Source organism: Pseudomonas sp. TWR3-1-1, from assembly GCF_049896545.1.
GTDB lineage: Bacteria > Pseudomonadota > Gammaproteobacteria > Pseudomonadales > Pseudomonadaceae > Aquipseudomonas > Aquipseudomonas weihenstephanensis.
The window spans coordinates 631,269-645,713 of sequence record NZ_JAFCUO010000002.1 but is presented as its reverse complement, the minus strand read 5'-3'; the positions used below and the strand labels follow the sequence as shown (position 1 = coordinate 645,713).

Annotated in this window: 12 protein-coding genes; 7 read left to right on the top strand and 5 right to left on the bottom strand. The window is 58.1% G+C overall.

What is annotated here, in order from left to right; all coding sequences use genetic code 11:
* The first annotated feature begins 343 nt into the window (after positions 1–343).
* The 5 genes from ACP7A4_RS08505 (at position 344) to ACP7A4_RS08485 (ending at position 6,257) form a co-directional block, all read left to right on the top strand.
* Positions 344–1,765, top strand: coding sequence for an alanine/glycine:cation symporter family protein (locus tag ACP7A4_RS08505; protein ID WP_048363731.1), 1,422 nt, complete (start codon positions 344–346; stop codon positions 1,763–1,765).
* Positions 1,766–1,822: 57 nt separating this feature from the next.
* A complete protein-coding gene (locus ACP7A4_RS08500; RefSeq protein ID WP_426246370.1) occupies positions 1,823–2,827 on the top strand; it encodes an asparaginase in 1,005 nt (334 codons plus the stop codon).
* A gap of 90 nt (positions 2,828–2,917) precedes the next feature.
* Complete coding sequence (locus ACP7A4_RS08495; RefSeq protein WP_203302135.1) at positions 2,918–3,910, top strand: AraC family transcriptional regulator; 993 nt, start codon at positions 2,918–2,920, stop codon at positions 3,908–3,910.
* Between the two features lie 201 nt (positions 3,911–4,111).
* On the top strand, positions 4,112–5,143 hold the full coding sequence (locus ACP7A4_RS08490) for a histone deacetylase family protein (protein WP_426246368.1): 1,032 nt from the start codon (positions 4,112–4,114) through the stop codon (positions 5,141–5,143).
* Positions 5,144–5,156: 13 nt separating this feature from the next.
* Positions 5,157–6,257, top strand: a complete 1,101-nt coding sequence (locus ACP7A4_RS08485) for a polyamine ABC transporter substrate-binding protein (protein WP_059766144.1) — start codon at positions 5,157–5,159, stop codon at positions 6,255–6,257.
* A gap of 105 nt (positions 6,258–6,362) precedes the next feature.
* Here the strand turns inward: ACP7A4_RS08485 and ACP7A4_RS08480 are convergent, their stop codons facing one another.
* Positions 6,363–7,910: a PLP-dependent aminotransferase family protein gene (locus tag ACP7A4_RS08480; protein ID WP_426246365.1), complete on the bottom strand. Its 1,548-nt coding sequence runs from the start codon at positions 7,908–7,910 to the stop codon at positions 6,363–6,365.
* 134 nt (positions 7,911–8,044) lie between these two features.
* Here ACP7A4_RS08480 and ACP7A4_RS08475 point away from each other — a divergent pair, with 134 nt between their 5' ends.
* A complete protein-coding gene (locus ACP7A4_RS08475) occupies positions 8,045–8,497 on the top strand; it encodes a GNAT family N-acetyltransferase (protein ID WP_426246363.1) in 453 nt (150 codons plus the stop codon).
* A gap of 14 nt (positions 8,498–8,511) precedes the next feature.
* Entirely contained in the window at positions 8,512–9,192 is a 681-nt protein-coding gene (locus ACP7A4_RS08470) for a GNAT family N-acetyltransferase (protein ID WP_426246361.1), read from the top strand.
* Positions 9,193–9,248: 56 nt separating this feature from the next.
* On the opposite strand, the gene ACP7A4_RS08465 is transcribed toward ACP7A4_RS08470, so the two are convergent.
* The 4 genes from ACP7A4_RS08465 to ACP7A4_RS08450 form a co-directional block, all read right to left on the bottom strand.
* Positions 9,249–9,524 (bottom strand): helix-turn-helix domain-containing protein, encoded by a 276-nt coding sequence (locus ACP7A4_RS08465; RefSeq protein WP_059766135.1) that lies wholly within the window; start codon positions 9,522–9,524, stop codon positions 9,249–9,251.
* On the bottom strand, positions 9,521–10,846 hold the full coding sequence (locus tag ACP7A4_RS08460; RefSeq protein WP_426246359.1) for a type II toxin-antitoxin system HipA family toxin: 1,326 nt from the start codon (positions 10,844–10,846) through the stop codon (positions 9,521–9,523). Before ACP7A4_RS08460 ends, ACP7A4_RS08465 begins: the two co-directional genes overlap by 4 nt.
* A gap of 223 nt (positions 10,847–11,069) precedes the next feature.
* The gene (gene oadA, locus ACP7A4_RS08455; protein WP_203302131.1) at positions 11,070–12,878 is read right to left on the bottom strand and encodes a sodium-extruding oxaloacetate decarboxylase subunit alpha; all 1,809 of its coding nucleotides are present in this window, start codon (positions 12,876–12,878) and stop codon (positions 11,070–11,072) included.
* An 11-nt stretch (positions 12,879–12,889) separates the two neighbouring features.
* Complete coding sequence (locus ACP7A4_RS08450) at positions 12,890–14,305, bottom strand: acetyl-CoA carboxylase biotin carboxylase subunit (RefSeq protein ID WP_019412168.1); 1,416 nt, start codon at positions 14,303–14,305, stop codon at positions 12,890–12,892.
* Positions 14,306–14,445 lie beyond the last annotated feature (140 nt).

The following is a 14,445-nucleotide window of genomic DNA, read 5'->3' as shown; positions in this document are numbered from 1 at the left end:
CGTAACGGTTGCCGAAGGCGGCGTCCGCGGCGCATCCATCGCGATCACGCGCGCGTACAGGAATGACAGCGCCCTAAAAAGTGAATTTTCAGACGGCATGTATATGAAAAATCAATGGCTTATGCAGACGCTTCCACTACGCCTAGGTATAGTGCCCGCCCTCTTGCCATGCATCGGCCCCGCTACAGCGGCCAGCGGCACTGCGCAAACAGCATCGTAAACCAAGCAGCAACATGGCCAGGGTCGCCTTGATCGCCTACGTTTATGCCCTGCACACACGGGTGTAACGCGATATTTCGATCTGGCCGTTTTGCCATCAGATAAAAACAGCGAGGAATAATCCATGCTTGAAGTCATCAATGACTTCCTCTCAGGGAAAGTGCTAATCGTGCTCATGGTCGGGCTCGGTGGCTACTTCACGATCCGCTCGCGTTTCGTTCAGTTTCGTTACTTCCTGCACATGTTTGCGGTGTTCAAAGACAGCCTGCGCAGCAGCGCTGGCCAACTCAGCTCCTTTCAAGCCCTGATGCTCAGCCTGGCGGGCCGTGTGGGTGCGGGCAACATTGCCGGCGTCGGCATTGCCGTAACCCTGGGTGGCCCCGGTGCCGTGTTCTGGATGTGGGTGACCGCACTGGTCGGCATGTCCAGCAGCCTCATCGAATGCACCCTTGGCCAGTTGTACAAGCGCCGCGACGCCGAAGGCCAGCTGCGTGGCGGCCCCTCCTTCTATATGAAGCACGGTCTGGGCAAAGCCTGGATGGGCAAGCTGATGGCCGTGTTGCTGCTGGTCACCTTTGGCTTCGCCTTCATGGGCCTGCAAGCCCACGCGGTGACGCACTCGCTGCAAGACGCCTTCGGTTTTGACGTGAACTACTCCGGTGTGGCCATTGCCGTGCTGTTGGGGCTGGTGTTTATCGGCGGTATCAAACGCATCGCCTCGGTCGCCGACTTGTTGGTGCCGGTCAAAACCCTGGCCTACATCGCCGTCACGGTGTACGTGATCGTGCTGCAATTTGACCAAGTCCCGGCCATGCTCGGCCACATCGTGAAAAGCGCCTTCGGCATGGACCCGGTGTTTGGCGGCCTGATCGGCAGCGCAATCGTGATGGGCGTTAAACGCGGCGTGTTCGCCAACGAAGCCGGTTTGGGCAGCGCACCGAACGTGGCCGCCGTGGCGGATGTGGAACACCCGGTTGCTCAGGGCGTGGTTCAGGCATTCAGCGTGTTCCTAGACACTTTCGTCATCTGCACCTGTACGGCGCTGCTGATTCTGCTGTCCGGCTTTTACACTCCAGGCTTTGAAGGCGACGGCATTGCCCTGACCCAAAACTCCCTGGCCGCCGTGGTGGGCGAGTGGGGCCGCGTGTTCATCAGCGTGGCGCTGGCGTTGTTCGTGTTCACCTCGATGCTCTACAACTACTACCTGGGCGAAAATAACCTGCGCTTTTTGATCGGTGAAAACCGCAAAGCGCTCATCGGTTATCGCGCGCTGGTATTGGTGCTGATCGTGTGGGGCTCGATTGAAAACCTGCAAACCGTGTTCGCTTTTGCCGACATCACCATGACCCTGCTGGCGTTCGTGAACCTGATTGCCTTGGCCATGCTGTTCAAAATCTGCATGCGCGTGCTCAAGGACTACGACGACCAACGTCGTGCGGGGATCAAGACACCGGTGTTCGATTCCAGTAAATTCTCGGACCTGGATCTGGACGTGAAGGCCTGGCCGCCGACACCGGCCGCCAAGGTCGAAGACACAAAACGCTGACACTGACGCGGCGGTTCTGAACAGAACCGCCGCGTTTTTGCTTATGGGGACTTATCAATGACTGTTGCCACCTCCAACGCTGCCAAACGGGTCATGGTGCTCTACACCGGCGGCACTATCGGCATGCAAGCCAGTGCCAATGGCCTTGCGCCCGCCTCGGGGTTTGAAGCGCGCATGGGCGAGTACCTCGCCAGCCAACCTGACCTGAACGTGGTGCAGTGGTGCTTTCGCGAAATGAGCCCGCTGATCGACAGCGCCAACATGACGCCCGCCTACTGGCTGCGCCTGAGTGCGGCGATTATCGAAGCCATTGATCAGCAAGACTGCGATTCGGTATTGGTCCTGCATGGTACTGACACACTGGCCTACAGCGCTGCGGCGATGTGCTTTCAATTGATTGGCTTGCCAGCCCCTGTACTGTTCACCGGCTCCATGTTGCCTGCGGGCGTGCCCCACAGCGATGCCTGGGAGAACGTCAGCGGCGCATTGGCAGCCCTTGCTCAAGGTCAGCCCAACGGTGTGCAGTTGTACTTCCACGGCACGCTGATGGCACCGACCCGTTGCGCCAAAGTGCGCAGCTTCGGGCGCAACCCGTTTGTGTCACTCCTGCGCAATGGCGGTGGGACAGCGGCCGACTACGTGCCGAGCGAGCTGCTCTACAACCGGCCCAAGCACCTTGCCAACGTGGGCGTGCTGCCGCTGGTGCCGGGCATCGGCGCAGCGCAGCTCGATGCGCTGCTCAACAGTGGCATCGAAGCCTTGGTGCTGGAATGTTTCGGCAGCGGCACCGGTCCCAGCGATGACCCCGCGTTCCTGGCCAGCCTGCAACGGGCGCAGGAAAACGGCATCGTGATCGTCGCCATTACGCAATGCCACGAAGGCGGCGTGGAGCTGGACGTGTACGAAGCGGGCAGTCGCTTGCGTGACGCGGGGGTGTTGTCAGGGGGCGGCATGACCCGCGAAGCGGTGTTCGGCAAGCTGCACGCGTTGCTGGGCGCCGATTTGCTACTGGCCGAAGTGCGCCGTTTGGTTGAGCTGGATGTGTGCGGGGAGTTGGTTTAACCGACCTGCGTCATTCTCCCGTCGCAGCGACCCTTCCCCACCTCGGCACACAACTTGCTCGCTTACAGCACCTTCACGCTGGAAGCGAGCATGCTGCATTCCCATCTCACCACCCTGAACGCGGTGTCGCTGGTGCTCAGCACCTTCAAGGCCGAAGGCCTGCCCAGCGAAGCGCTGCTGGCAGGCAGCGGTATACGTGCCGCGGACTTGAGCCGTGCCGACACGCGCATCACCACCAATCAGGAAATGCGCGTGTGCGCCAACGCCGTGGCCATCCGCCGGGAAATCGGCCTGGAGCTGGGCCGGCGCATGCATGTTTCGTCCTACGGCATGCTGGGTTACGCCCTGCTCACCAGTGCCACCTTAGGTGACGCTTTGCGCCTGGCCTTACGCTACCCGGCGCTGCTGGGAACACTTTTTGAGCTGAGCCTGAGTCTCGAAGACGGCGCGGTGTGGTTCTGCGCTGCGGGCTATCGCGAAAACCCGCAACTGGCGGTGTTCAACACCGAGTTGTGCCTGGCCTCGCTCAAGGTGATTTGCGAAGACCTGCTCGGCCGCCCATTGCCTCTTTTAGGCGCACGCTTCGCTCACCCCGCGCCGGACTATCACGCCCGCTACGCGGACAACTTCGATTGCCCGCACGCCTTCCAAGCCCCCGACAACGCCTTCGGCTTTGCCCTGCATTGGCTTGATATGCCGCTGCCCCTGGCCGATGCCGTGACCCATCAGGCAATGGCGGAGCGCTGCCGCAAACAAAACCTTGAGTTCACGGGGCGCCAGTCCTGGCTGGACCGCATCCGCCAACTGCTGGCAGCGCAACTGCATGCTGCGCCGGGGCTTGAGGGCCTGGCGCAACAAATGAACTGCTCGCCCCGCACCTTGCGCCGGCACCTGCATGACATGGGGTGCAGCTATCAAATGCTGCTCGACGACCTGCGCTTTGAGCGCGCCAAGTTGCTGCTCAATGAAACCGAATGGCCGATTTACCGGATTGCCGACACCCTGGGGTTCAGCGAAACCGCGAGCTTTCGCCACGCCTTCGTGCGCTGGAGCGGCGTATCACCGAGCCAGTTTCGCGCTTGAACACCCTGCTTTTTACGATGTTTGCGCCGCCGAGCGTCGCCTTCGACCCCTGCGACGTGGAGCACGTTGATCCGCTCAGGGGCGAATTTCGGTCAATCATTTTGGCCATATCAATCCCCTTTTGGCCGCTCCTGCCGTTCTCTGAACCCCGCGACCCCGCAAGACTGTAGATCACCGATTACGCCTGCGGAGAATAAGAAAATGCTGACGATCTATTCAGACGATCACCACCTGCATCACGGCCGTTGTGAGCTGATGGACGGGCAACTCATGCCCTGCTTCGAAATGCCCTCGCGCGCCGACCACATCCTGCAGCGGGTTAAAACCCGTGAGCTGGGTCCGGTACAAGCCCCCCGCGACTTTGGCCGCGACCCCATCGAACGCATTCACACGGCGGCGTATCTGGATTTCTTCCAGGGGGCGTGGGCGCGCTGGGCCGAACATGGCCGCGACGGCGACCTGTTGCCCTACACGTGGCCCGCTCGCACCTTACGTCCGATCATCCCGACCAGCCTGCACGGCCAGTTGGGTTACTACAGCTTTGACGGTGGCGCGCCGATTACGGCGGGCACATGGCAAGCGGCCTACAGCGCGGCGCAAGTGGCACTGACAGCACAAGCAGAAATTCAGCGCGGCGCTCACAGCGCTTTCGCCCTATGTCGCCCACCGGGCCATCACGCTGCCAGCGATTTAATGGGCGGTTATTGCTACCTCAACAATGCTGCCATCGCGGCTCAAGCCTTCCTCGATCAAGGCCGGCGCAAGGTGGCCATTCTCGACGTGGACTACCACCACGGTAATGGCACGCAGTCGATTTTCTACGCGCGCAACGATGTGTTGTTCACCTCAATTCATGGCCACCCAGAGGCCGAGTTTCCGTTCTTTCTGGGTTACGAAGACGAGCGCGGTGAAGGGCCGGGAGAAGGCTTCAACTTCAACTACCCGCTGGCCGCAGGTTCCGCCTGGGACCGCTGGAGCGCCGCACTGGAGCAGGCATGCCTTGAGGTAGAGCGGTATAACGCCGATGTGCTGGTGATTTCACTGGGCGTCGACACCTTTAAAAATGACCCGATTTCCCAGTTCAAACTCGACAGCCCGGACTACGTGCGCATGGGCGAACGCATTGCGCGCCTGGGCAAGCCGACGCTGTTTGTGATGGAAGGCGGTTACGCGGTAGAAGAGATCGGCGTCAACGCCGTCAACGTGCTTGAAGGCTTCCTGAGCGCTCAATGAGGACATAACAACAATGAATACCCTTACGCGTTTCTTTACCCCGGTGCTCTGCGCCACCGCGCTGCTCAGCACCGCCGTACACGCCGAAGACCGCACCTTGCGCGTGTACAACTGGTTCGACTACATCACCCCGCAAACCCTGGTGGATTTCAAAAAGGACACCCAGGTCAAACTCATCTACGACATTTTCGACACCAACGAAGCGCTGGAAGCCAAGCTGCTCACGGGAAACTCGGGGTATGACGTGGTGGTGCCGTCCAATGTGTTTCTGGCCAAGCAGATCGAAGCGGGGGTGTTCCAGCCGCTGGACCGCAGCAAACTCCCGAACTGGAACCACCTTGATCCCAAACTGATGAAGTTGATTGAAGCCAACGACCCCGGCAATCAATTCGCCGTGCCGTATATGTACGGCACGATTCTGATCGGGTTCAACCCGGACAAGGTCAAGGCCGCGCTGGGCGAGAACGCCCCCGTCGACAGTTGGGACCTGATTTTCAAAGAAGAGAACATCAGCAAACTCAAACAATGCGGCGTGGCGTTGCTGGACTCGCCCTCAGAAATATTGCCGCTGGCGCTGCAACATTTGGGGCTACCGCCCAACAGCAACAACCCCAAGGACTACGCCAAGGCTGAAGCCCTGCTGCTGAAAATTCGCCCATACGTGACCTACTTCCACTCCTCCAAATACATGGCCGACATCGCCAATGGCGACATTTGTGTGGCCGTCGGTTATTCGGGCAGTTTTTCGCAGGCGGCTAACCGCGCCAAAGAGGCTAAAAATGGTGTGACGGTCGACATGCGCTTACCCAAAGAAGGCGCGCCGATCTGGTTCGACATGCTGGCGATCCCTAAAGGGGCGAAAAATACCGAAGACGCCTACACCTTCATCAACTACTTGCTGCAACCCAAAGTGATTGCGCCGATCAGTGACTTTGTCGGCTACCCCAACCCCAACAAAGACGCCACAGAGCGGGTGGCCCCAAGCATTCGCAATAACCCGAACCTGTACCCCACCGAAGCGGCGATGGAAACGCTTTACACCCTCACACCGCTGCCGCGTGACGCCGAGCGAGCGCGCACACGGGCGTGGACCAAAATAAAATCGGGCACGTAATCCCTGCTCCGTAGTCACGGCCCAGGCGGAAAAAGGTCAGCGGTACTTTCGATAAACGGGTTGCTAAGCAACCCTTCGCAGCCTGCGAATGCGACTGCGCGTTGCTCATCTCCAGACCTTGCTCAACCGCGCTAACGCCGCGCGGATATCCGCCTCGGGCACACCCGCAAACCCCAGCACCAAACCGGCACGGTTATCCACAGGCTCGACCGAGTCGCGCAGCCAATAGCGGCTCAAACCGTTGATTTCTACCTGTGCCTGATGGGCCTGCGTCAGCAATATATGCTCGCGCTCAAGGCTGCTGACCGGCACGGTGACGTGCAAACCTGCCACGATGTCCGGTAATTCTCCTACGCCCTCAACTCCCTTTGGCCAATGCGCCAGCAAGGTATTACGCCGACTCAACGCGGCGCGCCGCATGCGCCGGATGTGACGCTGAAAATGCCCTGCGGCCATAAACTCGGCCATGACCGCCTGGGTGCTGACCTCCGAATGGCGCATGTCCAGCGAGCGACGCTGGGCGAAGGGTTCAATCAGAGCGTGGGGTAATACCAGATAACCGAGGCGTAACGCCGGAAAGGCGACCTTGCCAAACGTGCCGACGTAAATGACGCGCCCGGTACGGTCCAGCGCGGCCAATGGCGACAACGGCGCGCCGCTGTAACGGTATTCGCCATCGTAATCATCTTCGACAATCCAGCCTTGCGTGCGCTCAGCCCACGCCAGCAACTCAAGGCGTCGCGCCAGGCTCATGGTCACCCCCGACGGGTACTGATGGGACGGTGTCACGTAGGCCAATCGGCAAGTCGGCAGGCCTGCTAACGCGTCACACTTCATGCCTTCCTGATCGACCGGCACCCCCAGCACTTGAGCACCCGCAATTGCGAACGCTTGGGCTGCCGCGTGGTAGCCGGGGTTTTCCACCGCCACGCCCTCACCCAGCTCCACCAGCAACTGTGCACAAAGGCTAATTCCTTGCTGCGCGCCGCAGGTGATCAAAATTTGTTCAGCAGAGCAGGATAAACCCCGCGATGTACGTAAATACGCGGCAATGAGCCCGCGCAGACGCTCATCCCCGGCCGGGTCGCCGTAACACAGTTGCTGCAAATCCGGCTTACGCCAAAAAGCGGCTTGCAGCTTGCTCCAGACCTCAAACGGGAACAAATCAAAAGCCGGAATGCCCACCCGAAAAGCGCGCGGCGGCCCGCTGGGAGGCAGGTCCAGAGAGTGTCTTGAGACCTTGTGCAGCGCTGTGCTGTGGATAACTTTACTGGACGTAATTACAGGTAAAAAAGGCGATTTTGTGGATAAACCTGTGGGTAACCCTGTTGAAAACCCTGTGGACAAGTTGGTGGACAACTTTTTCGGCGCCTGCGCTTTTTGGGGTAATTGCACGACGTAGGTGCCATTTCCAATCCGGCCTTCTCTAAAGCCTTCGGCGTACAGCTGATCGTAGGCGCGCACCACGCTATTGCGCGAAATACCGAGCGCTGCCGCTAAGTCACGGCTGGCCGGCAAACGCGCGCCACCACTCAATCGACCGTCCAGTACCCGCTCGCGTAACGCCTGATACAACTGACGGCTCAATCCTTTTTTAGGATCAAGCTCGATACCCGCAGGGTTGAAAGCGATAGGCAAGGCTGAATCAGGCATGCATTGGACCTACGAAATGGGTCGTTAATGGCTCTTACAACGGGCCAATAGCCTGCCTAGGATGCAGGCATTCGCCAAGAACATTCTCTGTCGGTGCGAAGTCCAGACCTCTTGAATCGCTAAGGAATAGCTTCATGACCGCCAACATCCAGATCAAACCCGCCACTGCCGCCGACCACGATGTGTGGATGCCACTCTGGCAGGCGTACCTTACGTTTTACAAAACCGAGCTGCCCGCCGACGTCAGCCAATCCACCTGGCAACGTTTCATGGACCCGGCCGAACCGACTCATCTGGCCCTTGCCTGGCAAGACGATGAGGCGGTAGGCATGGTGCAGACCGTTATTCATCGCTCTAACTGGAGCATTGGCAACTCGTGCTACCTGCAAGACTTGTACGTAAGCCCGCACTTGCGTGGCACCGGGGTCGGTCGCCAATTGATCGAACACGTCTATGCGCAGGCTCGCACCCTGGAATGCGCCAAAGTGCATTGGTTGACCCAAGAAACCAATGCCACGGCCATTCGGTTGTATGAACGTATTGCGGATCGCCCTGGCTTCATCCAATTTCGTAAAGCCTTGTCATAAATAAGGAGCACGCCATGTCCGAATCTCTACAACACTGGCAACCGGCCACAATCCCGGATAACCGAACACTTGAAGGGCTATATATACGTCTGGAAAAACTCGATCCAGCCCGGCATGGCGACGATTTATGGCTAGCCTTACAGGGACCCGAGAGCGATCCCAAGCTGTGGGATTACTTGCCTTACGGCCCTTTCCCGGAACGCAGTGCCTTTGATGCCTGGCTTGAAAAAAATGCCGCCAGTGCCGACCCGCATTTCTATGCCGTAATCGACAGTGCCAACGATCAGGCACAGGGCCTGCTTAGCCTGATGTGCATCGTGCCGGAACACGGGCGTATCGAAATTGGCCATGTGGCATTTGGTGCACCGATGCAACGCTCGCCCAAAAGCACCGAAGCCGTCTACTTGCTAGCCAAAGAAGCCTTTGCACTGGGCAATCGTCGCCTGGAATGGAAATGCAACAATGACAACGCCCGCTCCAAACGTACAGCGGTACGATTGGGGTACACATTCGAAGGCGTATTTCGCCAGCATATGATGGTAAAAGGCAAGAATAGGGATACTACGTGGTACAGCATAATCAGTACGCAATGGTCACCTGTTGCGGCAGGCTTCGAAAAATGGCTGGCACTGGATAACCAGCCAAAAAGCGGCCAAATCAAGTCTCTGGAAGAATGCAGGGCATCTGCTGTATAAAAAATGATCAGTACGCCCAGCAAGGACTGTTGGGCGTTTTTGGAGCTTAGGCGCAGCTAGAAATTGCGAGACAGCCGAACCACACCCATTTGCAGACCAAAGGGTTTGAACACGGCATTCAGGGACTTGAGCGTGGGATTGCCTTCGTCGTGTTCGATTTGAATCAACGTGCGCACCGAAATTTTGCACATTCGGGCAAATTGGGTTTGCTGCAATTGTGTGACTTCTACCCGCAGCCGCTTAACGGCGGCGCCCAAGGTAATTTTCCCCTGAGCCAAATCAGCCTCAATGGCCTCGATTCTCAGGCTTCGCGCATCAATCGAAATCGTCATTTCAAACCCCATTCGCGCAAATGATGATCAAGATGCTTGAGCGCAATTTGCGGGTGGTCCATCGTCACGCGCGGCAACCCCAGCGCATGAAGCACGTCAGGCAAGGCGCGCAATGACTCGGCATCAGCACATAAGCGCTCAAACGCGCTGTCAGGCTCAACAATCCCATCCAGCGAGTCACAAGCCGCACGCCAATTGATCTGCCCCGCGCGCTCTACATCTCGGGACCACTTGGTTGTGCGTGTAATGCCTGCGTCGTCCATCACCATTGGCGCTAAATCGTAAATGGGTGCCAGGCGAAGCGAATCAACCTCTCGAATAATCGCAATATTGCGTCCATGGTTATCGCTATTACCCAAGATTTTATTCAGCAAATCGCGCCGTAAATACTCTGCCACCAAGTCTGGTATCTGCGCTTGCTGACCCGCCTGCTTCCAAAGTGTCGTCAGCAAAGCAAGCACTTCCACATGATTCATGTCACTGCCCGGTTCAGTGACTTGAGCCAAGGAGTAAACCGACTCTACGGCAAACCTCTCGACGGTTTGGGCTGTCACCTTACGATCAAAACGCTGCATCCACAGGCTTGGCTTGCGCCCCTCTTCCAATGCCAACCCTTGAGCAGGAACCGTTTCAATACCCAACGCCTGGAGGGCTTTGTAGTACATGAATTCACTGCGCAAAATATCGCAGTCCTGGTTAAGGCCCTGGTTGCGCGCAAACTTGATAAACCAGTGCTGCGTGACTTCTGCGTCTCCCAACGTGGCATCCGGGTATAAAAGTCCCTGCGCACTCTGCACCATCAACAGCTTTGGCGCTTCGCCACCCGCCCCTGATGCGCCGCCAATCGCGGCCCCTTGTTCGTGAGCGTATTCAAGAAAGGTGTTGTCCCGATCAATCACGTCTTGGCGAGCGAAGCCCATCGGTGGAGAGGTATCGAGCCGCTCAAACGATTCTTTTATCCGCAAATGACCTATTGGGGCGGGCGTACTGCGACTAAGCAGAAACAGGTCAATGCTCAGCGCATCGGGTTTTTCCCGCCCTATTTGCTTGATCAGAATTTTTTTTGCGGCCCCGGCTGGCGCAATGTCATGCAAGAAAGCTGGCGCTTTTCTCAAGTGCTGCGCATCCCACCCCAGAGGTACACGAGCACTGACTGACGCTATGAAGGGGCTGTCGACGGACTCCAGGTTTTGCAGCAGATAATCCTGCTTGTAACCAAAACGGCACGCCCCATCGAGCCCTTTCTCCGGCTCAGGAAAAACCAAGGTCATCGCGTCTTGCCATTGGCCAGCACTGTAGAGCTGTAAGGTCAGCTGAAACATTTTCTCACCTGCAATTTAATGCACATAAAACTCGAAAAAGCCTGTAATGACTGCAATATAGTGCACTTGCGGATCTTTATCCTGCCTCAACCTGCATTTAAATACAGAATAAAGAACTTACCTTGAGTGATATCTGCATTAACGTGCAGATTGAAAATTGCACGCAAAAAAAAAGGGGAGCACATGCTCCCCCGAGGTTTAAAGCGTTTGGATCAACGGCGCATCAGGCTTCGATTTCGATCAGGATTTCGCCCGGGTTGACGCGATCGCCTTTGATCACATGGATGGTTACCACTTTGCCCGCAATCGCGGCCTGCACTTCGGTTTCCATTTTCATGGCTTCGGTGATGAGTACCGATTGGCCGGCTTTGACGGTGTCGCCCACGGCCACCAGTACGTCGACGATGTTGCCCGGCATGGCGGTGCTGACGTGACCAGGTTCGCTGGCTTGCTTGCGCTTGCTGGAGGCGCCACCGACAAACTCATTGAGCGGCTCGAACACCACTTCTTCGGGCATGCCGTCAATTGACAGGTAGAAGTGACGTTTGCCTTCAGCTTTAACGCCTACACCAGTGATGTCTACGCGGTAGCTCTCGCCGTGCACGTCGATTACAAATTCAGTCGGTACACCCTCGCCGCCCGCTTTGCTGACACCGCCCGCTTCCGGGATCGGCAACAGCACTTCAGGCACGAGCGTGCCCGCAGCACGCTCTTCAAGGAATTTACGCCCGATGTCCGGGAACATGGCGTAGGTCAGCACATCTTCTTCGGACGTGGCCAATGCACCAATCTCACCGCGCAGCTTGACCATTTCGGGCTTGAGCAGGTCAGCCGGACGGACGTCGATCAGTTCTTCGTTGCCGATGGCCTGACGACGCAGTTTTTCATTCACCACGCCCGGCGCCTTGCCGTAGCCGCCTTGCAGATAGAGCTTCACTTCGTTGGTGATGGTTTTGTAGCGCTCGCCCGCCAGTACGTTGAAGAACGCCTGAGTGCCTACGATTTGCGAGGTCGGCGTAACCAGCGGCGGGTAGCCGAGGTCTTCGCGCACACGCGGGATTTCGGCCAGCACTTCGCTCATGCGGTTCAGCGCGCCCTGCTCTTTGAGCTGGTTGGCCAGGTTGGAAATCATGCCGCCCGGTACTTGGTTAACTTGCACGCGAGTGTCGACGGCGGTGAATTCGCTTTCAAACTGGTGGTACTTCTTACGCACGGCGTAAAAGTACAAACCGATTTCCTGCAACAGTGCCAGGTCGAGGCCGGTGTCGTACTCGCTGCCTTTAAGGGCGGCCACCATCGACTCGGTGCCTGGGTGGCTGGTGCCCCACGCAAAGCTGGAGATCGCGGTGTCGATGTGGTCTGCGCCGTTTTCGATCGCTTTGAGCTGGCACATGGCAGCCAGACCAGCAGTGTCGTGAGAGTGGATAAAGATCGGCAGGCTGATTTCAGCCTTCAGCGCTTTGACCAGATCGCCGGTGGCGAACGGGGTCAGCAGGCCAGCCATGTCTTTGATTGCCACCGAGTCGCAACCCATCGCCTCCATTTGTTTGGCCTGCGCCACAAACGCTTCGGTGGTGTGCACCGGGCTGGTGGTGTAGGCGATGGTGCCCTGAGCGTGCTTGCCGGCCGCTTTGACCGCCTCGATGGCGACGCGCAGGTTACGCACGTCGTTCATGGCGTCGAAGATGCGGAACACGTCGATGCCATTGACCGCCGCCTTGGCGACGAAGGCTTTGACCACGTCGTCGCTGTAGTGGCGGTAGCCGAGCAGGTTCTGGCCACGCAACAACATTTGCAGGCGGGTAGTGGGCAAGGCCGCACGCAACTGACGCAGGCGCTCCCACGGATCTTCTTTAAGGAAGCGCACGCAGGCGTCAAAGGTCGCGCCGCCCCAGACTTCCAGCGACCAATAGCCCACTTTGTCGAGCTTGTCGCAGATGGGCAGCATGTCTTCGGTGCGCATGCGGGTGGCCAGCAGCGACTGGTGGGCGTCACGCAGGATGGTGTCGGTTACAAAAATCTTTTTGCTCATTATTCTTTTCCTCACAGGCCTGCGTGGGCAGCGATGGCGGCAGCAATGGCCAGTGCCAGCTCTTCGGGTTTGCGCTTGATCGAGTAGTTGGTCAGTTCAGGATGGCTTTCTACGAAGCTGGTGTTGAACTGGCCACTGCGAAATTCCGGGTTACGCAGGATTTCCTGGTAGTAGGCGGCGGTGGTTTTGACCCCTTGCAGACGCATGTCGTCGAGGGCGCGCAAACCACGGTCCATCGCCTCTTCCCACGTCAGCGCCCACACCACCAGTTTCAGACACATGGAGTCGTAATACGGCGGGATGGTGTAGCCGGTGTAGATCGCCGTGTCGGTGCGCACGCCGGGGCCGCCGGGGGCGTAGTAACGGGTGATCTTGCCGAAGCTGGGCAGAAAGTTGTTTTTCGGGTCTTCGGCGTTGATCCGAAATTGCAGGGCAAAGCCGCGGTGCTGAATGTCTTCTTGCTTGATCGACAGCGGTAAACCGGAAGCGATACGGATTTGCTCGCGAACGATGTCGATGCCGGTGATTTCTTCGGTGATGGTGTGCTCCACCTGCACCCGCGTGTTCATCTCCATGAAGTACACCTCGCCTTCAGCGAGCAGAAACTCCACGGTGCCCGCATTCTCGTAGCCCACGGCCTTGGCGGCGCGCACGGACAGGTCGCCGATGTAGGCGCGCTGCTCCGGGGTCAACTGAGGGCTGGGGGCAATTTCGATGAGCTTTTGGTTGCGGCGCTGAATCGAGCAGTCGCGCTCGAACAGATGGACGACGTTGCCAAAGCTGTCACCGAGAATTTGCGCTTCGATGTGCTTGGGATTAACGATGCATTTTTCGAGAAACACTTCAGCCGAGCCAAAGGCTTTGGTGGCTTCGGAGATCACCCGCGGAAACGCTTGCTCCAGCTCTTCGCGGCTGTTGCAGCGACGAATCCCGCGGCCGCCGCCGCCCGAGGTGGCTTTGAGCATGACCGGGTAGCCGATGCGCTCACCTTCAAGCAACGCCTCGTGAATATCCGCCACGTTGCCCTCAGTACCCGGCGTGACCGGCACACCGGCTTTGATCATGCTGCGGCGGGCTTCAGTTTTATCGCCCATGCGCCGAATGACTTCGGCAGCCGGGCCGATGAATTTGATACCGCGCTCGGCGCAGATGTCAGCCAATTCGGCATTTTCTGACAGGAAACCGTAACCGGGGTGCAAGGCATCGCAGCCGGTTTCTACCGCCAGGTTGACCAGTTTGCGTGGGTTCAGATAACCGGCGAGCGGGTCTTCGCCAATGCTGTGTGCTTCGTCGGCGCGCTTGACGTGCAAGGCATGCCGGTCAGCATCGGAATAGACCGCTACAGAGCGAATGCCCATCTCGGCGCAGGCACGCACGATTCGGACGGCAATTTCTCCGCGGTTGGCGATCAGGATCTTTTTTATCACTTGGATTTTCCCTAAAGCCCATGAAACAAACGACCTGCTAGACCAAGTCGGCACGTGTCCAAATGTGTCTGAACCGTTGTGTCGTCACACTAGACCCACGCATTGATAAACAAAAATCAATAATTCTTGGGTCGTGCATA

Bases quoted from the DNA above. Each gene is read 5' to 3' on its own strand.
- ACP7A4_RS08470 (WP_426246361.1), top strand. From the start codon at position 8,512: ATGTCCGAATCTCTACAACACTGGCAACCGGCCACAATCCCGGATAAC.
- ACP7A4_RS08495 (WP_203302135.1), top strand. From the start codon at position 2,918: ATGCTGCATTCCCATCTCACCACCCTGAACGCGGTGTCGCTGGTGCTC.
- oadA (WP_203302131.1), bottom strand. From the start codon at position 12,878: ATGAGCAAAAAGATTTTTGTAACCGACACCATCCTGCGTGACGCCCAC.
- ACP7A4_RS08490 (WP_426246368.1), top strand. From the start codon at position 4,112: ATGCTGACGATCTATTCAGACGATCACCACCTGCATCACGGCCGTTGT.
- ACP7A4_RS08500 (WP_426246370.1), top strand. From the start codon at position 1,823: ATGACTGTTGCCACCTCCAACGCTGCCAAACGGGTCATGGTGCTCTAC.
- ACP7A4_RS08485 (WP_059766144.1), top strand. From the start codon at position 5,157: ATGAATACCCTTACGCGTTTCTTTACCCCGGTGCTCTGCGCCACCGCG.
- ACP7A4_RS08480 (WP_426246365.1), bottom strand. From the start codon at position 7,910: ATGCCTGATTCAGCCTTGCCTATCGCTTTCAACCCTGCGGGTATCGAG.
- ACP7A4_RS08505 (WP_048363731.1), top strand. From the start codon at position 344: ATGCTTGAAGTCATCAATGACTTCCTCTCAGGGAAAGTGCTAATCGTG.
- ACP7A4_RS08465 (WP_059766135.1), bottom strand. From the start codon at position 9,524: ATGACGATTTCGATTGATGCGCGAAGCCTGAGAATCGAGGCCATTGAG.
- ACP7A4_RS08460 (WP_426246359.1), bottom strand. From the start codon at position 10,846: ATGTTTCAGCTGACCTTACAGCTCTACAGTGCTGGCCAATGGCAAGAC.
- ACP7A4_RS08475 (WP_426246363.1), top strand. From the start codon at position 8,045: ATGACCGCCAACATCCAGATCAAACCCGCCACTGCCGCCGACCACGAT.